Genomic DNA, 20803 nt, shown 5'->3' with positions numbered 1-20803 from the left:
CCGGCGGCTATTGCGCAGGGTCAGGTGGATGCGTACAATCGCGGACCCTGAACTTTCCCCCTGGGCATTTCCCTGCCTTACGCAATTGCAAGGGCGTCCTATCCGGCCCCGAGCAGCCATGCCAGCCTCCAACTATTTCACTTAAGCGCTGGGTGAGCAGGATCAACGGAGATACACAGATGTACGCAGTTATCGTTACCGGCGGCAAGCAATACAAGGTCGCCGAAGGCGAATACCTCAAGATTGAAAAACTCGAAGTTGCCACTGGCGAAGCTGTCACTTTTGACCGCGTTCTGCTGATTGGCAACGGCGAAGATGTAAAGATCGGCGCTCCGGTGGTCGATGGTGCCAAGGTCACTGCTGAAGTGATCGCTCAGGGCCGTCATGACAAGGTCACCATCATCAAATTCCGCCGTCGTAAGCACCACATGAAGCGTCAGGGCCACCGTCAGTGGTTCACTGAGGTCAAAATCACCGGCATTCAGGGCTAATCGGGCCTGAATCCCCTTATAGGAGTATTGAACTCATGGCACACAAAAAAGCTGGCGGTTCTACCCGCAACGGTCGCGACTCAGAAGCCAAACGTCTTGGCGTGAAGATGTACGGCGGCCAGGTCATCAAGGCCGGTAACATCATCGTGCGTCAGCGCGGCACTCAATTCCATGCCGGTTACGGCGTTGGCATGGGCAAGGATCACACCTTGTTCGCCAAGGTGGAAGGCGTGATCAAATTCGAAGTGAAAGGTCAGTTTGGCCGTCGCTACGTGAGCGTCGTCGCGGCCTAATCGCGGCGTTGCTGGAAAAGCCCTGTCATGCGACGGGGCTTTTTTGTTTCTGTATCCTCTGTAGGGCTCTTGCAAAACACTGCTGTGCTCTAATTATCGCCGGGTTTTGCAAGACCCTTATGTTCCTGTTTTCTAGCCCGTCCTTGCGGCGGGAGGCGTTCCCATGAAATTCGTCGATGAAGTATCGATTTTTGTAAAGGCCGGCGACGGCGGCAACGGCATGATGAGCTTTCGTCGTGAAAAGTTCATCGAAAAAGGCGGCCCAAACGGTGGCGATGGCGGCGATGGCGGGTCCGTGTATCTGGAGGCTGATGAGAACCTCAATACGCTCGTCGACTACCGTTACACCCGCCGCTTCAATGCGCCCAATGGTCAGAAGGGCGGCAGTACTGAATGTACGGGTGCCAAGGGTGATGATCTGATCCTGCCGGTGCCGGTCGGCACCACTGTGATCGATGCAGCCACTCAGGACGTAATCGGTGACCTGACCAAGGCTGGTCAGCGTCTGCTGGTGGCGCAGGGCGGTTGGCATGGTCTGGGCAACACCCGATTCAAGTCGAGTACTAACCGTGCTCCACGCCAGACTACACCCGGTAAGCCGGGCGACGCTCGCGATTTGAAGTTGGAGCTGAAGGTCTTGGCTGACGTTGGTCTCCTTGGGTTGCCGAACGCGGGTAAGAGCACCTTTATTCGCTCCGTCTCGGCGGCTAAGCCCAAGGTTGCCGATTACCCGTTCACCACGCTAATACCAAACCTTGGGGTGGTGAGCGTCGGTCGCTATAAGAGCTTCGTAGTAGCTGATATCCCTGGCCTTATCGAGGGTGCGTCAGAGGGTGCGGGGCTTGGCATCCGTTTTCTCAAGCATCTGGCGCGCACGCGTCTGCTGCTGCATCTCGTGGACATGGCGCCGCTAGATGAAAGCGATCCGGCCGATGCGGCGGAGGTGATCGTGAATGAGCTGGAGAAATTCAGTCCGGCGCTGGCGCAACGAGATCGCTGGCTGGTGTTGAACAAGGCTGATCAGCTGCTCGAAGAAGATCACGACGAGCGGGTTCAGCGGGTAGTTGATCGGCTTGAGTGGGACGGCCCCGTATTCGTCATCTCTGCGCTCGAGCGCGAGGGTACCGAGGCGTTGAGTCAGGCCATCATGCGCTATCTGGATGAGCGCGCGGTGCGTATTGCCGAGGAGCCAGCATACGCGGAAGCGCTTGCCGAGCTGGATCGGCAGATTGAAGACGAGGCGCGTGCTCGCTTGCAGGAGCTGGATGATCAGCGAGCCTTGCGGCGTGCCGGTGTCAAGCCTGTCGACGAGGTCGACGAAGACGACTTCGATGATGATGACGACGATGAAGGCGGTGCTGAGATCTTCTACGTGCGTTGATGGTGCATGCTCGTATCGTCGCGGGCGTCGCTAGCAAATGGTTGCGGGTTGGCTTATCAGCCGCTTGCTGAGTGGTTTGGCCGGGTACCGATTGGAAGGCAGGATCGATGCGGGACAAGGTGAGCGGCGCGCGGCGCTGGGTGGTGAAAATCGGCAGCGCCTTGCTGACTGCTGATGGGCGCGGGCTGGATCAGGCGGCAATGGCTGTCTGGGTCGATCAGATGGTGGCGCTGCGCGAGGCGGGTGTCGAGCTGGTGCTGGTGTCGTCTGGCGCTGTCGCTGCTGGTATGAGTCGTCTCGGTTGGGTCGCCAGGCCAAAGGCCGTCCATGAGCTACAGGCTGCAGCGGCGGTCGGGCAGATGGGGTTGATACAAGCCTGGGAAGCCAGCTTTGCGCGCTGCGAGCAGCAGACCGCGCAAATCCTTGTAACCCACGATGATCTGTCCGACCGCAAGCGTTATCTCAATGCGCGCAGCACCCTTCGCACGTTGATCGATCTGGGTGTGGTGCCGGTTATCAATGAGAACGACACCGTGGTCACCGACGAGATCCGCTTTGGTGACAACGATACCCTTGCTGCCCTGGTGGCGAACCTGGTTGAGGCGGATCTGCTGGTCATCCTTACCGACCGCGACGGCATGTTTGATGCCGATCCGCGCAATAATCCTAACGCCAATTTGATCAGTGAGGCGCGTGCCGATGATCCCGCGCTGGATGCGGTGGCGGGTGGCACAGGTGGCGCGCTCGGGCGGGGCGGTATGCAGACTAAGTTGCGCGCGGCGCGTCTGGCGGCGCGCTCTGGTGCCTATACAGTCATTATTGGGGGCCGAATCGAGCGAGTGCTGGCGCGGCTGAAGGCGGGTGAGGCGCTCGGCACGCTGTTGGCGCCTGAATGTAATCGTCATGCTGCGCGAAAGCAGTGGTTGGCTGGTCATCTTCAGACGCGTGGTACGGTCGTTCTCGATGACGGTGCGGTACACGCCTTGAAACAGGGTAATCGCAGCCTGTTGCCTGTCGGAGTTAAAGCGGCGCACGGTGGTTTCCGGCGTGGCGAAATGGTGGTCTGTGTCGGGCTGGATGGTCGCGAGGTCGCGCGCGGTCTGGCGAACTACAGTGTGGCTGAAACGCAACGAATCCTTGGTCGCCCGTCGGACGAAATCGAGAAGCTGCTCGGTTATGTTGATGAGCCAGAGCTTATTCATCGCGACAACATGATTTTGGTCTGAGGTGGTTTGATGCGGCTGGCAAAAGCGTTAATGGTGTTGCTGGCGTGGCCAGTGGTTGGTATGGCGCGAGAGGTGGGTGAGGTCGATACGGTTTTCAAATGGCTCGGACCGAATCATAAAATCGTGGTCGAGGCGTTTGACGATCCCAAGGTTGAGGGCGTGACCTGCTATCTGTCGCGTGCCAAGACGGGCGGCATAAAGGGTGGGCTCGGTCTGGCTGAAGATCGCGCCGAGGCGTCGATCGCTTGCCGGCAGGTGGGGCCGATTCAGGTGGGTGAAAAGCTCAAGGATGGTGAAGTCGTCTTTAAGGAGCGGACGTCTCTAGTGTTCAAAACCATGCAAGTGGTGCGCTTTTTCGATGAGGCGCGCAACACGCTGGTCTATTTGGTGTATAGCGATCGTGTTATCGAAGGGAGTCCGCAGAACGCCGTTACTGCGATTCCGATACTGCCATGGGCTCAGCCATAAAGGTGCCTGGTTGTGCTCGCTGAGATCGATGCCTTGGCATCGAATCGCAGACATAAAAAAACCGGCTCAAGGCCGGTTTTTTCACAAGAGCGTACAGCTTAGGCTGCAGCAGCTTCGCCGAGGGCCTTGATATGGCCGTTCAGGCGGCTTTTATGCCGAGCTGCTTTGTTCTTGTGGATGATGCCTTTATCGGCCATGCGGTCGATTACAGGCACGGCTGCAGTGTAAGCAGTACGAGCTTTATCCAGATCTTTTGCATCAATGGCTTTGACCACATTCTTGATGTAGGTACGAACCATGGAGCGCAGGCTGGCGTTGTGGCTGCGACGCTTCTCAGCCTGAATTGCGCGTTTTTTGGCGGAAGGGCTGTTGGCCACCGTCGAACTCCTCGAAAACGTGGGATTACAAAGCAAATAAGGCCGCGAATCATGCCGATACGGCGATGGCTTGTCAAGCCTGCTTAGAGATTGATCATGCTGGCCGGACAGAAGGGCTGCCGCTAAACTCGCGGCCTCTTTATCTGTCGTAATTGCCCTTCGATTCCAATGGCCTGCGCCATTGCGGAACCTCTGCAGCAACTTCTAGGAAAACAAATGTCCGAGACATCCGGTAAAGGCGGATTATTGCGTTCCAGCGCGGTAGTCAGCGTCATGACGCTGCTGTCCCGAGTGCTGGGCATGGTACGCGATATGGTGGTGGCGAGCTACTTCGGGTCCGGTGCGGCAGCGGATGCATTCTTTATCGCTTTCAAGATTCCTAATTTTCTCCGCCGCCTGTTCGCGGAAGGGGCGTTTGCTCAGGCCTTCGTCCCTGTACTGTCCGAGTACCGGACCAAGCGGACGCTGCTTGAGGTCAAGCTGCTGGTTGATCGAACGGCAGGCATGCTTGGGTTGATATTGACCGGTATTACAGCAGTCGGAGTGCTTGCCTCGCCCTATGTGGTCATGGTCTTCGCGCCAGGTTTTCACGATGACCCGGCAAAGATGCAGCTGGCCGGCGAGCTGTTGCGTATCACCTTCCCTTATCTGTTGCTGATTTCGCTTACCGCCTTTACCTCGGGCGTGCTCAATACCTATGGGCATTTTGCGGTTCCAGGCTTCACGCCGGTACTGCTCAATGTGTGCATGATCACCTCCGCGGTTTTTCTCACGCCTTATTTCGATCAGCCGATTATGGCGCTGGCTTGGGGTGTATTCATCGCCGGCTTCGCCCAGTTGGCCTTCCAGCTTCCTTACGTTGCCAAGCTGGGATTGCTGCCGCGGCCTCGGGTGAAGTTCGGGGACGAGGGAGTGCGGCGAATCATGCTGTTAATGGTGCCTGCGCTGTTTGGCGTGTCGGTCAGCCAGATCAATCTCCTGCTCGATACGGTGCTTGCCTCGTTTCTGCAGACCGGCAGTGTGTCCTGGCTGTATTACGCCGACCGCCTGTCGGAGCTGCCGCTGGGTGCGTTTGGCATCGCCATAGGCACGGTCATCCTGCCAAGTCTTTCGCGTCAGCATGCGGGCGAGGACCCAAAAGCTTTTTCCAATACGCTTAACTGGGCCCTGCGGATGGTATTGCTGGTGGGTATTCCTGCGGCACTGGCCCTGGGAATTCTGGCCGAGCCGCTGATTGCCAGTCTGTTCTTCTACGGAGCAATGAGTGAGGAGGCTGTTGTTCAATCCGCTAACGCACTAGAGGCATATTCGCTCGGCGTCCTGGCATTCATGCTGATCAAGGTGCTGGCGCCGGGCTTCTTTGCTCGGCAGGATTTAAAGACGCCGGTGCGTATTGCAATCATCTGCATGATCGCCAACATGGTGCTGAACCTAATGCTGATCTGGCCGCTCAAGCACGTCGGGCTGGCGCTGGCGACCTCTCTGTCGTCCATGCTCAACGCCGGGCTGCTGTTCTGGGGGCTCTATCGCGTCGGTGTATTCCAGTTTGCGCCGGGCTGGGGCGTGTTTCTGCTGCGCCTGGCTGGAGGCTGTGCGGCGATGGTGGCGATTGTCTGGTGGCTGAATGCGCCGTCGGTCGAATGGTTCGCCTGGAATTGGCAGCAGCGAGCGCTGCAGCTGGCTCTGCTGGTTTTCGCTGGGCTGGGTGCGTTCGCGGCCGCGCTGGTTTTGCTCGGTTTGCGGCCGCGCCACCTGCGCCATTGATTGAGGGCTTAAGCGGGTGGCAAACCTGTCCGCGACTGCCGCCGCATGCGTATAATCGACGACTTTTCAAGCAAGAAGTGCGGTATGCAGCTGGTTCGAGGTCTTCATAACCTGCGGCCCCGACATCGGGGTTGCGTCGCCACCATCGGCAATTTCGACGGGGTTCACCGGGGGCATCAAGCCATCCTGGCGCGTCTGCGTGAACGAGCCGCCGAGCTTGGATTGCCCAGCTGCGTGGTGATCTTCGAGCCGCAGCCTCGCGAGTACTTTGCGCCCGATAAGGCGCCCGCTCGGCTGACCCGCCTGCGCGAGAAACTGCAGTTGCTGAATGAGCAAGGTGTGGATCTGGTGTTGTGCCTGGCGTTCAATCGCCGTTTACGCGAGCTGAGTGCTGCCGAGTTCGTCCATGCAACGCTGGTCGAAGGCCTTGGTGTCCGGCACCTAGAGGTGGGCGATGACTTCCGTTTCGGTTGCGACCGAGCTGGTGATTTTAACTTTTTGTTGAAGGCTGGCGCTGCGGAAGGGTTTACCGTCGAGGCCGCCACCACTATCGAGGTCGACGGTGAGCGAGTCAGCAGTACGCGGCTGCGCCAGGTTCTCGCCGCTGGTGATCTACAGCTGTCAGAAAAACTGCTGGGTCGGCCGTTTAGTATCACCGGTCGGGTCATGCATGGGCAGGCGCTAGGGCGTCAGCTCGGTGCGCCGACCGCAAACATCCAGCTTAAGCGCAAGAATACGCCGCTTAGTGGTGTGTTCATGGTGAGCACAGAAGTCGATGGCGTAGTGCAGCCTGCAGTCGCCAACATCGGTATGCGTCCCTCGGTCGAAAGCGACGGCCAACCGCATCTGGAAGTGCATCTGCTGAATTTTCAGGGCGATCTTTATGGTCGTCTGCTGCGCGTAACCTTTCACCGAAGGCTGCGAGACGAGCAGCGCTTTGCCTCGCTGGAGGCACTCAAGACGGCGATCGAAGCGGATATCGCCGCGGCTCGCGAATACTGGCGAGCTTCACCCTTTACCACGAGTCAGGACTGAAATGACCGATTACAAAGCGACCCTCAATCTGCCGTCCACGGCATTTCCGATGAAGGCCGGTCTGCCACAGCGCGAGCCGGAGACCCTGCAGCGCTGGAACAGCATTGACCTCTACGGGAAGCTGCGGCAAATCGGAGAGGGTCGCCCGAAGTTCGTCCTGCATGACGGCCCGCCCTACGCCAACGGCAGCATCCATATCGGTCACGCGGTAAACAAGGTCATCAAGGACTTCATCGTCCGTTCCAAGACCCTGGCTGGATTCGACGCGCCCTACGTTCCGGGCTGGGACTGCCATGGTCTGCCGATCGAACACAAAGTGGAAATCACCTACGGCAAGAACCAGCCAGCCGACCTGACCCGTGAGCGCTGCCGCGCCTACGCCGCGGAACAGATTGAAGGGCAAAAGGCCGACTTTATCCGTCTCGGCGTGCTCGGTGAGTGGGACAACCCCTACCGCACCATGGATTTCGCCAACGAGGCCGGCGAAATCCGTGCCCTGGCGAAGATGGTCGAAGGCGGGTTCGTCTTTAAAGGCTTGAAGCCGGTGAACTGGTGCTTCGATTGCGGATCGGCACTGGCCGAGGCGGAAGTTGAGTACCAGGACAAAAAGTCCGATGCCATCGACGTCGCCTTCCAGGTCGAGGATGCGGACAAGCTGGCGGCGGCGTTTGGCGTGCCTGCATTGGTCAAGCCGGCCAGTATCGTCATCTGGACCACAACGCCCTGGACCATTCCGGCCAACCAGGCGCTGAACGTACACCCCGACTTCGTCTATGCCCTGGTCGACACTGGCGATCAGCTGTTGGTGCTAGCCGAAGAGTTGGTCGAGTCCTGCCTGCAGCGCTACGAACTGCAGGGCGAGATCATCGCCCGCTGCGAAGGCCGGGCGCTGGAGCTTATCCGCTTCCGTCACCCCTTCTATGAGCGTTTCGCACCGGTCTATCTGGCTGACTACGTGGAAACCGGCGCCGGTACTGGCATCGTTCATTCGGCTCCGGCTTATGGTGAAGACGACTTCCGCTCCTGCAAGCACTACGGCATGGAGAATGACGACATCCTCAGCCCGGTGCAGAGCCACGGGGTCTATGTAGCGGACTTGCCGTTCTTCGGTGGCCAGTTCATCTGGAAAGCCAATCCGGCCATCGTTGAGAAACTGCGTGAAGTCGGCGCACTGCTCAAGCACGAGTCGATCCAGCATAGCTATATGCATTGCTGGCGGCACAAGACGCCGCTGATCTACCGCGCCACGGCGCAGTGGTTCGTTGGCATGGATAAAGTGGCGCTTGACGGCAGCTCGCTGCGTCGTCGCGCGTTGGATGCCATTGAGCAGACCGAGTTTGTTCCTGCCTGGGGCCAGGCGCGGTTGCACGGCATGATTGCCGGGCGGCCGGACTGGTGCATCTCGCGTCAGCGTACCTGGGGCGTACCGATCCCGTTCTTCCTGCACAAGGAAAGCGGTGAACTGCATCCGCGTACCGTCGAGCTGATGGAAGCCGTCGCACAACGCGTCGAGCAGGGCGGCATCGAGGCCTGGTCGAAGCTTGAGGCAGCCGAGCTGCTGGGCGAAGAGGCTGCACAGTACGACAAAATCAGCGACACGCTGGATGTCTGGTTCGATTCGGGCACCACCCACTGGCATGTGATGCGCGGCTCGCATCCGATGGGGCATGACAGCGGTCCGCGTGCCGACCTTTATCTGGAAGGCTCCGATCAGCACCGTGGCTGGTTCCATTCGTCGCTGCTCACCGGTTCGGCCATCGACGGTCATGCGCCGTACAAGGGGCTGCTGACCCATGGATTCGTGGTCGACGAGAATGGCCGCAAGATGTCCAAGTCATTGGGTAACGTCGTCGCCCCGCAGGAAGTGACCGATAGTCTGGGCGCCGATATCCTTCGCCTCTGGGTCGCCTCTACCGACTATTCCGGTGAAATGGCGGTTTCCAAGGTGATCTTGCAGCGCAGCGCGGACTCCTATCGCCGTATCCGCAACACAGCGCGCTTCCTGCTCTCCAACCTTGACGGGTTCGATCCGGCGCAGCATCAGGTTCCGGCCGACCAGCTGATCGCTCTGGACCGCTGGGCCATTGATCGCGCCTTACTGCTGCAGCGGGAAATTGAGGAAGCCTACGGCACCTACAAGTTCTGGAACGTCTACCAGAAAGTGCACAACTTCTGCGTACAGGAGTTGGGCGGTTTCTACCTCGACATCATCAAGGATCGTCAGTACACCACTGCCGCAGACAGTCTGCCCCGCCGCTCCTGCCAGACCGCGCTGTACCATATCGCCGAGGCGCTGGTGCGCTGGATTGCGCCGATTCTGTCGTTCACCGCTGATGAGATCTGGCAGTACCTGCCGGGCGAGCGCAACGAGTCGGTGATGCTCAACACCTGGTACACCGGGCTTGCCGAGCTGCCAGGTGATGTCGAGCTGGGTCGCGAGTTCTGGGAAAAGGTCATGGCCGTCAAAACGGCGGTGAACAAGGAGCTGGAAACCCAGCGGGCCGCGAAAACCATCGGTGGCAATCTGCAGGCCGAGGTCACCTTGTACGCCGAAGACGCGCTGGTTTCCGATCTGGCGAAACTGGGCGGTGAACTGCGTTTCGTCCTCATCACCTCTGCAGTGACCGTGGCGCCTCTCGCCGACGCACCGGCCGAAGCCGTGCAAAGCGAACTGCCGGGCCTGAAGCTGCAGATCAGTAAGACTGGCCATGCCAAGTGTGGTCGCTGCTGGCATCACCTGCCCGACGTTGGTACCCACCCGGCGCATCCGGAGATCTGCGGTCGCTGCGTTGAGAACATCGAAGGCGCTGGCGAGGTCCGCCACTATGCGTGACCGCGCACCCGTCTGCACGGGCCAGCTTGCTGAAAATCACGGCTTGATGATCGTCGAAGGATGGGTTGGGCTGCACTTGTGGGAGGCGCGCCCTCGCGGCGAATGCTCTGTAACAGGACAGCGGCAGAGCTACTTCAGCCTCGTAGGGTGGGCTTCAGCCCACCGGCATCTTTCTTCGAGGGCAGCAGCATGACCGCCCGCCTTGGCAAGCTCGCCTGGCTCTGGCTAAGCGTGCTGGTGATTGCACTGGATCAAGCAACCAAGCACTACTTCGAGGCCAACTTCAGCCTGTATCAGAAGGTCGATGTCATCCCCGATTATTTCGCCTGGACGCTGGCCTACAATACCGGCGCTGCCTTCAGCTTTCTCGCCGATCATTCGGGTTGGCAACGCTGGTTGTTCGCAGTAATCGCCATGGGTGTCAGCGTCGTGCTGGTGGTCTGGATGAAGCGTTTGAAGGCTGGTGAGACTTGGCTTGCCGTTGCCCTGGCGCTGGTTTTGGGTGGCGCGCTTGGTAACCTCTATGACCGCGTTGTGCTTGGTCATGTTGTCGATTTCATCCTGGTGCATTGGCAGAACCGCTGGTACTTCCCTGCGTTCAACATCGCCGACAGCGCCATCACCATAGGCGCTGTCATGCTAGCGCTGGATATGTTCCGTAGCAGTAAAACGGGAGAAACCGTAAATGAGTGAGCAGCGCATCGGGCAGGATATGCAGGTGACACTGCATTTCTCCCTCAGCCTGGAAAACGGCGAGCAGGTCGACACGACTTTTGACAAGCAGCCAGCCACCTTTAAGGTGGGCGACGGAAACCTGCTACCGGGTTTTGAGCAGCAGCTGTTCGGACTCAAGGCAGGCGACAAACGCACCTTCCAGATCGCTCCGGAACAGGGGTTTGGCCAGCACAACCCGCAGAACGTGCAAACCATGCCGCGTAATCAATTCGAAGGTATGGAGCTGTCCGAGGGCTTGCTGGTGATCTTCAACGACGCCGCCAAGACGGAACTGCCGGGTGTCGTCAAAAACTTCGATGATCGTCAGGTCATCGTCGACTTCAATCATCCGCTGGCAGGCAAGGCACTGACTTTTGAAGTGGAGATATTCGAAGTCAAGCCGGTCTGAGTGACCGGCTCACGTATGTGAGCTGCTTGTTGTAGGAGCCAGATCGTAGGGTGGATTACGCTTCACCGATCCATCGCAGACCGCAAGGGTGGATGTAAACGCGCCATCCACCCTACGGGTCATAATCTGTCCATCCATCCCGCGTGCCGCGCGCATCGAGATACCCACCATGCAAATTAAACTCGCCAATCCTCGTGGCTTTTGTGCCGGTGTCGACCGCGCCATTGAAATCGTCAACCGTGCGCTTGAGGTATTCGGTCCGCCGATCTACGTGCGGCATGAAGTCGTGCATAACAAGTTTGTGGTGGAAGACCTGCGCGAGCGTGGCGCCATCTTCGTCGATGAGCTGGACCAGGTGCCGGACGGCTTCATCGTCATCTTCAGTGCGCATGGCGTCTCCCAGGCGGTGCGGGTAGAGGGGGAAAGGCGCGGTCTCAAAGTATTCGACGCGACCTGTCCATTGGTGACCAAGGTTCATTTGGAAGTGACCAAGTACAGCCGAGAAGGGCGCGAATGCATCCTTATCGGCCATGCAGGCCACCCGGAAGTAGAAGGCACCATGGGCCAGTACGATACCGCCAATGGCGGCTCGATCTATCTGGTGGAAGACGAGAAGGACGTTGCTGAGTTGCAAGTACGCAACCCGGAGGCCCTGGCGTTCGTCACCCAAACGACCCTGTCGATGGATGACACCAGCCGCGTGATTGATGCGCTGCGTACGCGTTTTCCCAGTATCGGCGGCCCTCGCAAGGACGATATCTGCTATGCCACGCAGAACCGCCAAGATGCGGTCAAGCAGCTGGCTGGTGAGTGCGACGTGGTGCTGGTCGTTGGCAGCCCCAACAGCTCCAACTCCAACCGCCTGCGCGAACTGGCTGAGCGCATGAGCACACCGGCTTATCTCGTTGACGGCGCGGAAGACCTAAAGCGGGAGTGGTTCGAGGGCATCCAGCGCGTCGGCATCACCGCTGGAGCTTCAGCGCCTGAGGTGCTGGTGCGTGGCGTGATTGAGCGGCTCCGCGACTGGGGCGCCACAGATATGGATGAGCTTGACGGGCGACCGGAGAACGTAACGTTCTCGATGCCTAAAGAGTTGCGGTTAAAGGCAGTGTGACCGAGCTGGCGCTTTTGCTTAGCGGCAGTTCGTCAGCTCCTGCCGCAGCCGGCCGCCGCTGCTTAGCACCAGCTTTATGCCCTGCGAGTTTCCAGTCGCGTGACAAAGCGTCAGGGTTCCAGCTTGAAAGGCGCCGCTATATAGTCGGGCGGTGCCGTCGGGCATATAGCGGATGTAGTTGCTAACTGGCGTATTTCCACTAAGGGTAATGTCCCCCTCCGGCCCGGCCTGCTGGCGGATGACAATGTCCGTGGTGTCAAGCGCACCGTTGCCATCAAGGTCAACCATCGTGGTCCAGCCATTGGACCAGTCACCGTTGCGTTGTAACAGCGTTACTGCGCGGTTGCGATAGACCGCTTCCTGCCGGGTCATCTTTATTGCGCTCACTAATTTCATCCGGGCCGCATCAAGAGCCTGTTTATGCAGCATCTGGTCGAAGCTCGGCACAGCCAGGCCGAGGACAACGGAAATAATGACGAGCGCCACCATGCACTCAATAAGCGTGTATCCCTGTTGTTTCATATGGCTTCCTGCCGTGTGATTTTGTTCTCAATTATTCATGTCGCCGGCCCGCTAAGCTGCCAACCATCGCCCCGAGAGGCCATCTCGTCCCCTTGCGAGTGTCATGCTGATCGGCGGCGGTTAGGCTTAAGCCGTCGATGAAGGATATCGGAATGAAGTTCTTGAGAGGATTTACGCTGCTCGAATTGATGATCGCGATCGCAATTTTAGGAATTGCGTTAGGCATTGCTGTTCCGGGTTTCACTGATCTGCTGCGATCCTACCGGGCCCAGAGCCAGAGTTCTGAAATCACCCGAACGGTGGCGCTTGCCCGTAGCGAGGCCATCAAGCGCGGCGGCAACGTTTATGTAACCGCGTTGACTGACGGTGATAACTGGGAAGCTGGTTGGCGTGTCTGGCACGACGCCGACAGTAATGGCATTTATGCGGCAGCCGAGCTGATTCGCGCGTTCGGCCCGCTGGGTGGAAATGGCGTTTCCCTTGAGGGCAAAAGCTACACAACTGTCGGCGGTGTCGTCACGCCGGGCAGCGCCTCCGAACAGTTTCGCTTTACCGCGCAAGGATTGCAGCAGGGCGTACCGCCAGGACAGGGCCTCCTGTTTGCGTTCAGCATGGGCGACAACTTTTGCCCGCTCGCACGGGATATGCAGATCAACCATATAGGGCGCGTGTCCACCGCTCGCAAGGATTGTGACGATGATGACTAGTAAGGGATTGCATCGGCGAGCTGCTGGCTTCAGCCTGATCGAAGTGCTTGTCTCGATGCTGGTGCTAGGCATCGGTATTCTGGGCATGGCTGCGCTGCAGCTCAATTCGATGAAGTTCAATCAGACGGCGGCAGTTCGCACCCAGGCGACATTTTTAGCCTACGACATGTTGGACCGCCTGCGTGCCAACCGAGCGGACGCCCGGGGTGGCTCCTACGACACGGACCTCGATGACGCCGCTCCGGCGGGCGCGAACATCACTGCAACTGATCTGCGGCAGTGGAAAGCCGCGCTGGGTACCCAGCTTCCGGCCGGGTCCGGGTCCATCGAGCGCAGCGGCAACGTGATCTCGATTACGGTGCAGTGGAGCGAAGGACGCATAGGCGAAAGCGAAACCCAGCAGTTCGTATTCGAGACGCAGCTATGAGTCGACCTACCTTTCACCATTCGCGAGGCATTGGCCTGATAGAGCTGCTGATTGCCCTTGCGCTGGGCCTGATCATCAGCGCCGCCGTAATGCAGGTATTCCTCACTAGTCGCACAACGTATCGGATGCAGGAGGCGATGGCCCGCGTACAGGAGAACGGCCGATTCGCTGTGGGCTACATGGCGAACGATATCCGTATGGCTGGGTATATGGGATGCGGCAATCTGGGCAGCCTCACCGTGAATGACATTATCGACCCGGCCGATGTGCCGGCTGGGTTCGACTTCGACATTAGCCAGGAGGCCGTAATTGAAGGGCACGATGCGGTTGCCGCCGTCAATGGCTGGGGCGCCAAGGTTGGAACCGATGTGATTGAGATCCGGCGTGCGGCCAGTACCGGCGTGACGCTGACCGGCAACATGAGTGCCGACAACGCGCAAATTCACGTGACCAACAATGCGCCCGGTTTCGATGCCGGCGATGCGCTGTTTATCACCGACTGCACGACGGCCGATCTTTTTCGAGCCACTACTGTTTCAAATGGCGGCGGTTCGACAATCAACATCGCACATGCAGACAACTTAAATATCGACAACCGGCTGAGTAAGCCGTACGGCGAAGAGGCGGAGGTGCTGGCATTCGAATACAGCGTCTTCTTCGTTCGCAATACAGGCCGTACGACGCCAAATGGCACCGCCATTCCTTCTCTTTACGTAGAGACGATGCGTGCAGGCAGCGGAGCGACTACCGAAGTGCAGGAGCTCATCGAGGGGGTCGAGGATATGCAGCTCGAATACGGTGTCGACACCTCCGGCAATCGGGCTGCCAACGAATACAGGCCCGCCGATGAAATCGCCGACTGGTCGCGCGTGGTCAGCATCCGGATGAATCTGCTGATGCGCAGCACCGAGGAGAACGTTGCTCCCCCGTCTGGCGAGGCAAGCCAGATTCTCACCTATAACGGCAGCGCGGTTGCCGCGGATGGATTCCTCAGGCAGGTGTTCAGCTCCGTGGTCACCGTGCGCAACCGGGTTCCCTAGTCATGGTCGGATCAATCATGCGTGTATCGAAATCTCAGCGTGGTTCGGCCCTGCTGGTCAGCCTCGTGTTTCTTCTGTTGCTAACCATGATCGGCATCAGTTCGATCCAAGATTCGATCCTTCAGGAGCGGATGGCGGGTAACAACCGCGACCGCGAAGTCGCCTTCCAGGCGGCGGAGGCCGGGCTGCGGACGGCCGAGCGTTACCTGCAGGGTGCCGTGGTCGGGCCCTTCGAGACCAATGCCAGTGGTTTGTTTACGGCCGGTAGTGTCTCCGTGCCGGATTGGGCCATGAGCGGCAGCACCAACTGGCTCGCTTTGCCGGCCGACACCCTTGCCGGTGTCGACAGCCAGCCCCAGTACATCATCGAGGAAGTCACCCAGACAGGTATGTTCGGCCTGGGCGCGGATGAACCGGAGGAGTCCATCTCTTCCTATCGAGTGACCAGCCGTGGCTACGGGGCCAGCCCCGACGCTCGCGTCGTGTTGCAATCAACCTACCGTAGATAACGGCTTGGCAGGGAGCAGAAAATGCCGGTAACCAGCAAAAGTAAAGTTCGTGTTGGCGTGTTCATAGCTGCGCTCACAGTCGTTAGCGGTTCGGTACAAGCCGCGATCGATATCGCTCAGACACCACTTTTTATCAATGCAGCGGTGCCGCCGCTGAACATGCTGGTGATGGGGCGTGACCACACGCTGTATTACGAGGCCTATAACGACGCTTCGGACCTTGACGGTGATGGTTTGCTCGATACCCGGTTTAAGCCGGACGACATTGACTACTACGGCTATTTCGACTCGGCCAAGTGTTACCAATACGTCGAAGGCGATACCCGTTTCGAGCCGGTTGGCGCCACCAGCAACAGCCGCTTCGATGGCAGTTGCAGCGGTAATTGGAGTGGTAATTTCCTCAATTACGTGACCATGTCCCGCATCGATGCGCTGCGTAAGGTGCTTTATGGCGGCAAGCGCGTCGTTGATACTGGTACTAGCGCCGGTGCGGGCGCGACCGTGCTCGAACGCAGCGCGATTCCGCAAGACGGGCATAGTTGGGGCAAGGAGTACACCAGCGTCGCGGTCGATGGGTATGACATCTCGAATTACACGCCGCTGGCCGTCCCTCAGGCTGGTACGCGTCATCTTTTCGCCAACGTGACCATCGGGGCTTCACCTGCAACCAGCGGCAATGCGCCTCTTCTGCGCGTCCTGCGCAACTCGCGTTTTCGCATCTGGGAGTGGGTTTCCATCGAAGCCCCGGTGGCCGGTGACCGTTGCGAACATGGTAGTAGCGGGCCGACCTGTGTGTATGGCGCCGGGGTGGATACGAGCCATCCAAGTTCCAGCCTTGAATTTGCGGATCTGATCAAACGGATGGAGGGTAATGTACTCATTGACGGCGTTGCCCGGACCCGTATTAACAAGACCGCAAACGGAGCGGGAGCGCTTGCGGACAGCGGGACGACCGCAGGACAAGCTGATAACTACGTCTCCGTGTTGAAGGGCACCATCACGATACCGACCGCTGGCACCTATCAATTCGCAGTTGATGGCGATGACGCCGTTGAGGTGCTTATCGATGGCCAGCTAGTTGCCGGTTGGTATGGTGGGCACGGTTCCGGTGCCTTGGGTGACCACCCTGGAAGCATAACGCTCACGGCTGGTAAGCACGATCTCGAGTTTCGCCATGAGGAAGTAGGCGGGGGCGATAGCTACAGACTTGCTTGGAGGAACGGAACGACGTGGGAGGTAGTGCCTGCATCCTGGTTTGAAGACCTTAAGCTCTGGGTATATGGTCGTACCGTACCGGCCTCTACGCGTGACGATCCCGACTATGTCGTGCGGGTTCAGGTCTGCGCGACCGACCTGCTGGAAGACAACTGCCAAAGCTACACACGTGTTGATGACGGCATTAGCTACGTCACCCACAAGCCGGTAGGCCTCTTGCAGGAGTTCGGCACGGCCACTGAAGAAACCTCGGTGGCGCGGATGAAATTTGGCCTGCTTACCGGGAGTTATCGCAACAACCTTAGAGGTGGCGTGCTGCGGCGCACGGTCGGTGACATCAGCGACGAGCTTGATCTTGAAACGGGTGTGTTTGACGACGACGTCATCGGCGTCATTGAAACCATCGATCGCTTGGGGTTCATGGGCTACAACGGATCCCAGCATGGTTCGAACGGCAACAGCGGCGGGTGTGGCCTGATCACCAACCGGGCTATCAACAACAACGAATGCAACATGTGGGGCAATCCGGTCGCCGAAATGATGTACGAAACCCTGCGCTATTTTGCCGGGGCGAGTTCGGCGACGTCGGCTTTTTCCAACAATGTCAGCTCCAACGGTTACGAAACCGGGCTCGGGCTGCCGTTGGCGACCTGGGACAACCCCTATGTCGGCCAGGGCGCGTATAGCTGCGCTGCGCCGGTCCAGACGATAATCAGCGACATTAATCCCTCCTATGACACCGATGACCTGCCCGGCACGGCGTTCGGTGATGGCGTGACAGCGTCTCCTTCACGCCTGTCGTCACTCAATGTGGCGAACGAGGGGCAAACGATCTGGAACGGTGAGTTTGGCTCGGGTTTCAGCCGCCAGCATTTCATTGGCCAGTCGGCTGCGGTCAGCGACGGCGCTCCAACGGCAAAAACCGTGACTTCGTTCGGCAATATTCGAGGCCTCGCTCCGGCCGAACCGACCAAGATGGGCGGCTACTACTCGGCCGGCCTGGCTTATTACGGTTTGCGCAACGACCTCAGCGCTGCCACAGGCGACCAGAAGTTGAGCAGTTATGTGGTGGCACTTGCCTCCCCCCTTCCGCAATTCCGTATTCCTATAGGCGACCACTTCATCACGCTGGTACCTTTCGGCAAGTCCGTTGGCAGTGGATCGACGCCATACAGTGCGTATTACCCGACCAATACCATTGTTGATTTCTATGTCGAGGACATCGCCGAGGATGGACGCAGCGGTACCTTCCGCATCAACTTCGAGGACGTCGAACAGGGCAACGACCACGATATGGATGCGATCGTGCGCTATGAGTACGAAGTGATCGGTGACAGCCAGTTACGGCTGGAACTGACCTCCGAGTACGCGGCCGGTAGCGTGGTGCAGCATATGGGTTACGTCATTTCAGGTACCACCGCAGATGGGGTCTATCTCGAAGTTCGGGACGAGGACACTCCCGCTGCCGACGACGTCAGCGCTGCCTATACGCTGGATACACCTCCGAGCCGTGCAACGCCATCGGATCCGCGGGGTGCGGGCGAGCTGCCCTTGCAGGCGACTCGCACTTTCACAGTCAATACATCGAGTGGCGCCAGCACGGCCTCGCTCCTCAAGGGCCCGCTGTGGTACGCGGCCAAGTGGGGTGGTTTCAAGGACCGTAACGGCAACGGCATTCCGGACCTGCGCGAGGAGTGGACGAGTGCCGCCGCCGGTGAGTCCGATCCCGATCCAGACAACTATTACCTGGTTACCAACGCGCTAGGCCTGCGTGATCAACTGACCAGCGCCTTCAACAATATCCTCATCCAGACATCTTCGGCTTCGGCGGTTGCGACCAACTCAACGCGATTGGATACCGGAACCCAAATTTTCCAGGCGCGCTTCAATAGCGAGTTCTGGTCTGGTGAGCTGCGTGCGCTTAACGTCAACGCCAATGGGTCTATTGGCTCGACCGCCTGGGAAGCCTCTGAGCTGATTCCGGCTGAGAACGACCGGATGATCGCGACCTGGGACCACGCCGCCGAAGAGGCTGTCGAGTTTGAGTGGGGAGAGCTTAGCGAGACTTATCAGACCGCGGTGGGTAGTGAGGCATTGATCAACTATCTGCGTGGCGACACCGCGGGAGAGGAGCGCAACGGCGGCAGCTTCCGTGACCGTCCTTCCGGCCTGCTGGGTGACATCGTCAACTCAGACCCGGTATTCGTTGGCAATCAAGACTACGGTTTCAGCCGCCTGCCAATCGGTGAGCCGGAGCGGCCGACGGCCGACAGTAACCCCTATCGCACCTTCAAATCTGGCATCAGTCGCAAGGCGATGGTCTATGCAGGCGCTAACGACGGCATGTTGCATGGATTCTGCGCAGGAGGCTGCGGCAGCGCGAGCCCGGGGCAGGAAATTCTTGCTTATATACCTGGCGCCCTTGCCAGCGGGCTCAGCCAGTTAGCCAATCCCGCCTACCAGCATCGCTACTATGTGGATGGTTCGGCACGGGTGGTGGATGCCTACCTTGGCACCGGAAGCGCTGCCGGCTGGGCCACCGTGCTGTTGGGCAGCCTGGGAGCTGGCGGGCGTTCGGTGTTCGCCCTGGATGTAACCGATCCTGATAGCTTCGGGCCGAACAAGGTCTTGTGGGAGTTTCCGAATGCCGATACTCCGGAAGCGGACAGTGTAGAGGTTGGGCAGGGCATCACCCAGCCGACCATCGCTCGTCTCGCCGCTAATGACAAATGGGTCGCCATCTTCGGCAATGGCTATAACAGCCAGAGTGGCCAGGCTGCTCTGTTCATCGTCGACCTTAATTCCGGTGAGCTGCTCAAACGAATCCCCGTCGGCGTAGCCGGGGACAACGGCTTGTCGGCGGTGTTTCCGGCCGACCTGAATGCCGATGGAATTACGGATTATGTTTACGCGGGTGACATGAAGGGGAACGTCTGGCGATTCGACCTCAACGGATCAACTCAGGCCTCGTGGGCGGCTGGGCTGTCCGGCAAACCGATCTTTACAACTCAGGCCAGTCAGCCGATCACCACCCGTCTCGTCGCCGGCAATCACCCCAGCGGTGGTGTGATGCTCTATTTCGGCACGGGCCGCTACCTGGGCGACACCGACCGGATCGTCGGGGACGAACCGCCGGTCCAGTCGTTCTACGGTGTGTGGGACCACGATGTGCACACCTCGGTCAACATGAACAGAAAGACCCAGCTCGTGGCACTTAGCGATTTGCAGCAGCAAACGATTGTCTACGAGTCCTCGTCGGCCACCACCCGCTCTGGTTCAGCTGCTGATTTTGCGGTGCGTGTCATGTCTGACTCCACGTTTGAATACGGCACTAATAGCAGCCGCAAGCAGGGTTGGTATTTGAATCTGGTGTACCCCACCGGGACCACGGGAGACGGCGAGCGGGTCACGTCTGCCGCAACATTGCGCGGTGGCAAAATCATCTTCGCCACCAGTGTTCCCTCCGGCGACGCGTGCGCCTATGGAGGGAACAGTTGGCTGATGGAGGTCGACGCAATGTCCGGTGGTCGCCTCGAAGGCTCGGTGTTCGATGTGAACAACGACGGCGTGATAAATGACGACGATTTCGCCGAGTGGGGTGATGATGGCGAAAATCAAGGCAGCGTTGGCGGCAAGGGCTTTGAGGAGCTGATCCGCAACCCAGGGATTATTTCGGGTGGCGAAGTCGAGTACAAATACACCTCCGGCTCCAGCGGCAACATTGGCGTGACGTTGGAAGATGCAGGCACGGCCGCCACTGGTCGACAATCTTGGAGACAGTTGCAATGACAGGAGCACGTCACCGCGCTACTAGGCAATTCGGGTTTACCCTCATCGAACTTATGATTGTGATTGCCATCATGGGTATCCTCGCTGCGATTGCCTTGCCGGCATATCAGGAATATTTGCGTAAAGGAAAGCGCGCAGAGGTCAAGGCCACGCTCCTTGAAGCAGCGCAAGCGCTTGAGCGGCACTACTCGCTAAACAGCACGTATCTGAACGCAGATGATTCTGGGCTGGCTGCAGTATTCCCTACCCAATCCCCGCAAAGCGGAAGCGCAAATTACACCATAGCTGCGGAAGGAACTCCGACTCGCTCAACCTACGTTTTGAGGGCTACCCGTGCTGGAAGCATGGCTGGAGACCTCTGCGGCGATTTTCAGATTGACCACGCCAACAACCAGACACTCAATCAGACAGGTATTCAGAACCCGATGTCGCTGGAAGCGTGCTGGTGACCTTAACTGAAGTGTTTTATAACCTCGCCATTTGAAATAG

Annotated in this window: 19 protein-coding genes; 17 read left to right on the top strand and 2 right to left on the bottom strand. The window is 58.8% G+C overall.

The genetic code is table 11. From position 1 onward, the window contains the following. Positions 1–179 precede the first annotated feature (179 nt). The 5 genes from rplU to ACQKEK_RS19020 all read left to right on the top strand — a co-directional run bounded on the left by rplU (position 180) and on the right by ACQKEK_RS19020 (position 3859). Complete coding sequence (gene rplU / locus ACQKEK_RS19040; protein ID WP_003281576.1) at positions 180–491, top strand: 50S ribosomal protein L21; 312 nt, start codon at positions 180–182, stop codon at positions 489–491. Between the two features lie 35 nt (positions 492–526). Further along, the gene (gene rpmA / locus ACQKEK_RS19035) at positions 527–784 is read left to right on the top strand and encodes a 50S ribosomal protein L27 (protein WP_019339713.1); all 258 of its coding nucleotides are present in this window, start codon (positions 527–529) and stop codon (positions 782–784) included. Between the two features lie 163 nt (positions 785–947). Further along, positions 948–2165 carry an Obg family GTPase CgtA gene (cgtA, locus tag ACQKEK_RS19030; RefSeq protein ID WP_499143351.1) on the top strand — a complete coding sequence of 406 codons (1218 nt, stop codon included), beginning with the start codon at positions 948–950 and terminating at the stop codon, positions 2163–2165. 107 nt (positions 2166–2272) lie between these two features. Next, positions 2273–3391, top strand: coding sequence for a glutamate 5-kinase (proB, locus tag ACQKEK_RS19025; RefSeq protein WP_499143353.1), 1119 nt, complete (start codon positions 2273–2275; stop codon positions 3389–3391). 9 nt (positions 3392–3400) lie between these two features. Continuing rightward, on the top strand, positions 3401–3859 hold the full coding sequence (locus tag ACQKEK_RS19020) for a CreA family protein (RefSeq protein ID WP_499143355.1): 459 nt from the start codon (positions 3401–3403) through the stop codon (positions 3857–3859). A gap of 98 nt (positions 3860–3957) precedes the next feature. On the opposite strand, the gene rpsT is transcribed toward ACQKEK_RS19020, so the two are convergent. Further along, positions 3958–4236, bottom strand: a complete 279-nt coding sequence (gene rpsT / locus ACQKEK_RS19015) for a 30S ribosomal protein S20 (protein WP_003281567.1) — start codon at positions 4234–4236, stop codon at positions 3958–3960. Positions 4237–4452: 216 nt separating this feature from the next. On the opposite strand from rpsT, the gene murJ reads away from it, so the two are divergent. From murJ to ispH, 6 genes are all read left to right on the top strand, one after another. Further along, positions 4453–6000: a murein biosynthesis integral membrane protein MurJ gene (murJ, locus tag ACQKEK_RS19010; protein WP_499143357.1), complete on the top strand. Its 1548-nt coding sequence runs from the start codon at positions 4453–4455 to the stop codon at positions 5998–6000. A gap of 84 nt (positions 6001–6084) precedes the next feature. Further along, positions 6085–7035, top strand: coding sequence for a bifunctional riboflavin kinase/FAD synthetase (gene ribF, locus ACQKEK_RS19005; RefSeq protein WP_128120913.1), 951 nt, complete (start codon positions 6085–6087; stop codon positions 7033–7035). Position 7036: 1 nt separating this feature from the next. Further along, a complete protein-coding gene (gene ileS, locus ACQKEK_RS19000) occupies positions 7037–9868 on the top strand; it encodes an isoleucine--tRNA ligase (RefSeq protein ID WP_499143359.1) in 2832 nt (943 codons plus the stop codon). A gap of 189 nt (positions 9869–10057) precedes the next feature. After that, positions 10058–10561: a signal peptidase II gene (lspA, locus tag ACQKEK_RS18995; RefSeq protein WP_128120912.1), complete on the top strand. Its 504-nt coding sequence runs from the start codon at positions 10058–10060 to the stop codon at positions 10559–10561. Further along, positions 10554–10991, top strand: coding sequence for an FKBP-type peptidyl-prolyl cis-trans isomerase (locus ACQKEK_RS18990; RefSeq protein ID WP_128120911.1), 438 nt, complete (start codon positions 10554–10556; stop codon positions 10989–10991). The genes lspA and ACQKEK_RS18990 overlap by 8 nt, the downstream gene beginning before the upstream one ends. 169 nt (positions 10992–11160) lie before the next feature. Beyond that, positions 11161–12105, top strand: coding sequence for a 4-hydroxy-3-methylbut-2-enyl diphosphate reductase (gene ispH, locus ACQKEK_RS18985; RefSeq protein WP_499143362.1), 945 nt, complete (start codon positions 11161–11163; stop codon positions 12103–12105). A gap of 18 nt (positions 12106–12123) precedes the next feature. On the opposite strand, the gene ACQKEK_RS18980 is transcribed toward ispH, so the two are convergent. Continuing rightward, complete coding sequence (locus ACQKEK_RS18980; protein ID WP_499143364.1) at positions 12124–12627, bottom strand: GspH/FimT family pseudopilin; 504 nt, start codon at positions 12625–12627, stop codon at positions 12124–12126. 137 nt (positions 12628–12764) lie between these two features. On the opposite strand from ACQKEK_RS18980, the gene ACQKEK_RS18975 reads away from it, so the two are divergent. The 6 genes from ACQKEK_RS18975 to ACQKEK_RS18950 are packed head-to-tail and all read left to right on the top strand — an operon-like array spanning position 12765 to position 20763. Beyond that, on the top strand, positions 12765–13334 hold the full coding sequence (locus tag ACQKEK_RS18975; protein WP_499143366.1) for a GspH/FimT family pseudopilin: 570 nt from the start codon (positions 12765–12767) through the stop codon (positions 13332–13334). Next, positions 13324–13761, top strand: a complete 438-nt coding sequence (gene pilV, locus ACQKEK_RS18970) for a type IV pilus modification protein PilV (RefSeq protein WP_499143367.1) — start codon at positions 13324–13326, stop codon at positions 13759–13761. Before ACQKEK_RS18975 ends, pilV begins: the two co-directional genes overlap by 11 nt. Further along, the gene (locus ACQKEK_RS18965) at positions 13758–14801 is read left to right on the top strand and encodes a PilW family protein (RefSeq protein ID WP_499143369.1); all 1044 of its coding nucleotides are present in this window, start codon (positions 13758–13760) and stop codon (positions 14799–14801) included. Before pilV ends, ACQKEK_RS18965 begins: the two co-directional genes overlap by 4 nt. Before the next feature lie 17 nt (positions 14802–14818). Beyond that, complete coding sequence (locus ACQKEK_RS18960) at positions 14819–15310, top strand: pilus assembly PilX family protein (protein ID WP_052724767.1); 492 nt, start codon at positions 14819–14821, stop codon at positions 15308–15310. Between the two features lie 21 nt (positions 15311–15331). Next, positions 15332–20314, top strand: a complete 4983-nt coding sequence (locus ACQKEK_RS18955; RefSeq protein WP_499143371.1) for a PilC/PilY family type IV pilus protein — start codon at positions 15332–15334, stop codon at positions 20312–20314. Then, positions 20311–20763 (top strand): type IV pilin protein, encoded by a 453-nt coding sequence (locus tag ACQKEK_RS18950; RefSeq protein ID WP_046163874.1) that lies wholly within the window; start codon positions 20311–20313, stop codon positions 20761–20763. The genes ACQKEK_RS18955 and ACQKEK_RS18950 overlap by 4 nt, the downstream gene beginning before the upstream one ends. Positions 20764–20803: the final 40 nt, after the last annotated feature.

This window comes from Pseudomonas sp. NPDC077408 (assembly GCF_050269105.1).
In the GTDB taxonomy this organism is placed as follows: Bacteria; Pseudomonadota; Gammaproteobacteria; order Pseudomonadales; family Pseudomonadaceae; genus Stutzerimonas.
The sequence above is the reverse complement of the archived record's forward strand: the minus strand, read 5'-3'. Positions and strand labels throughout refer to the sequence as shown.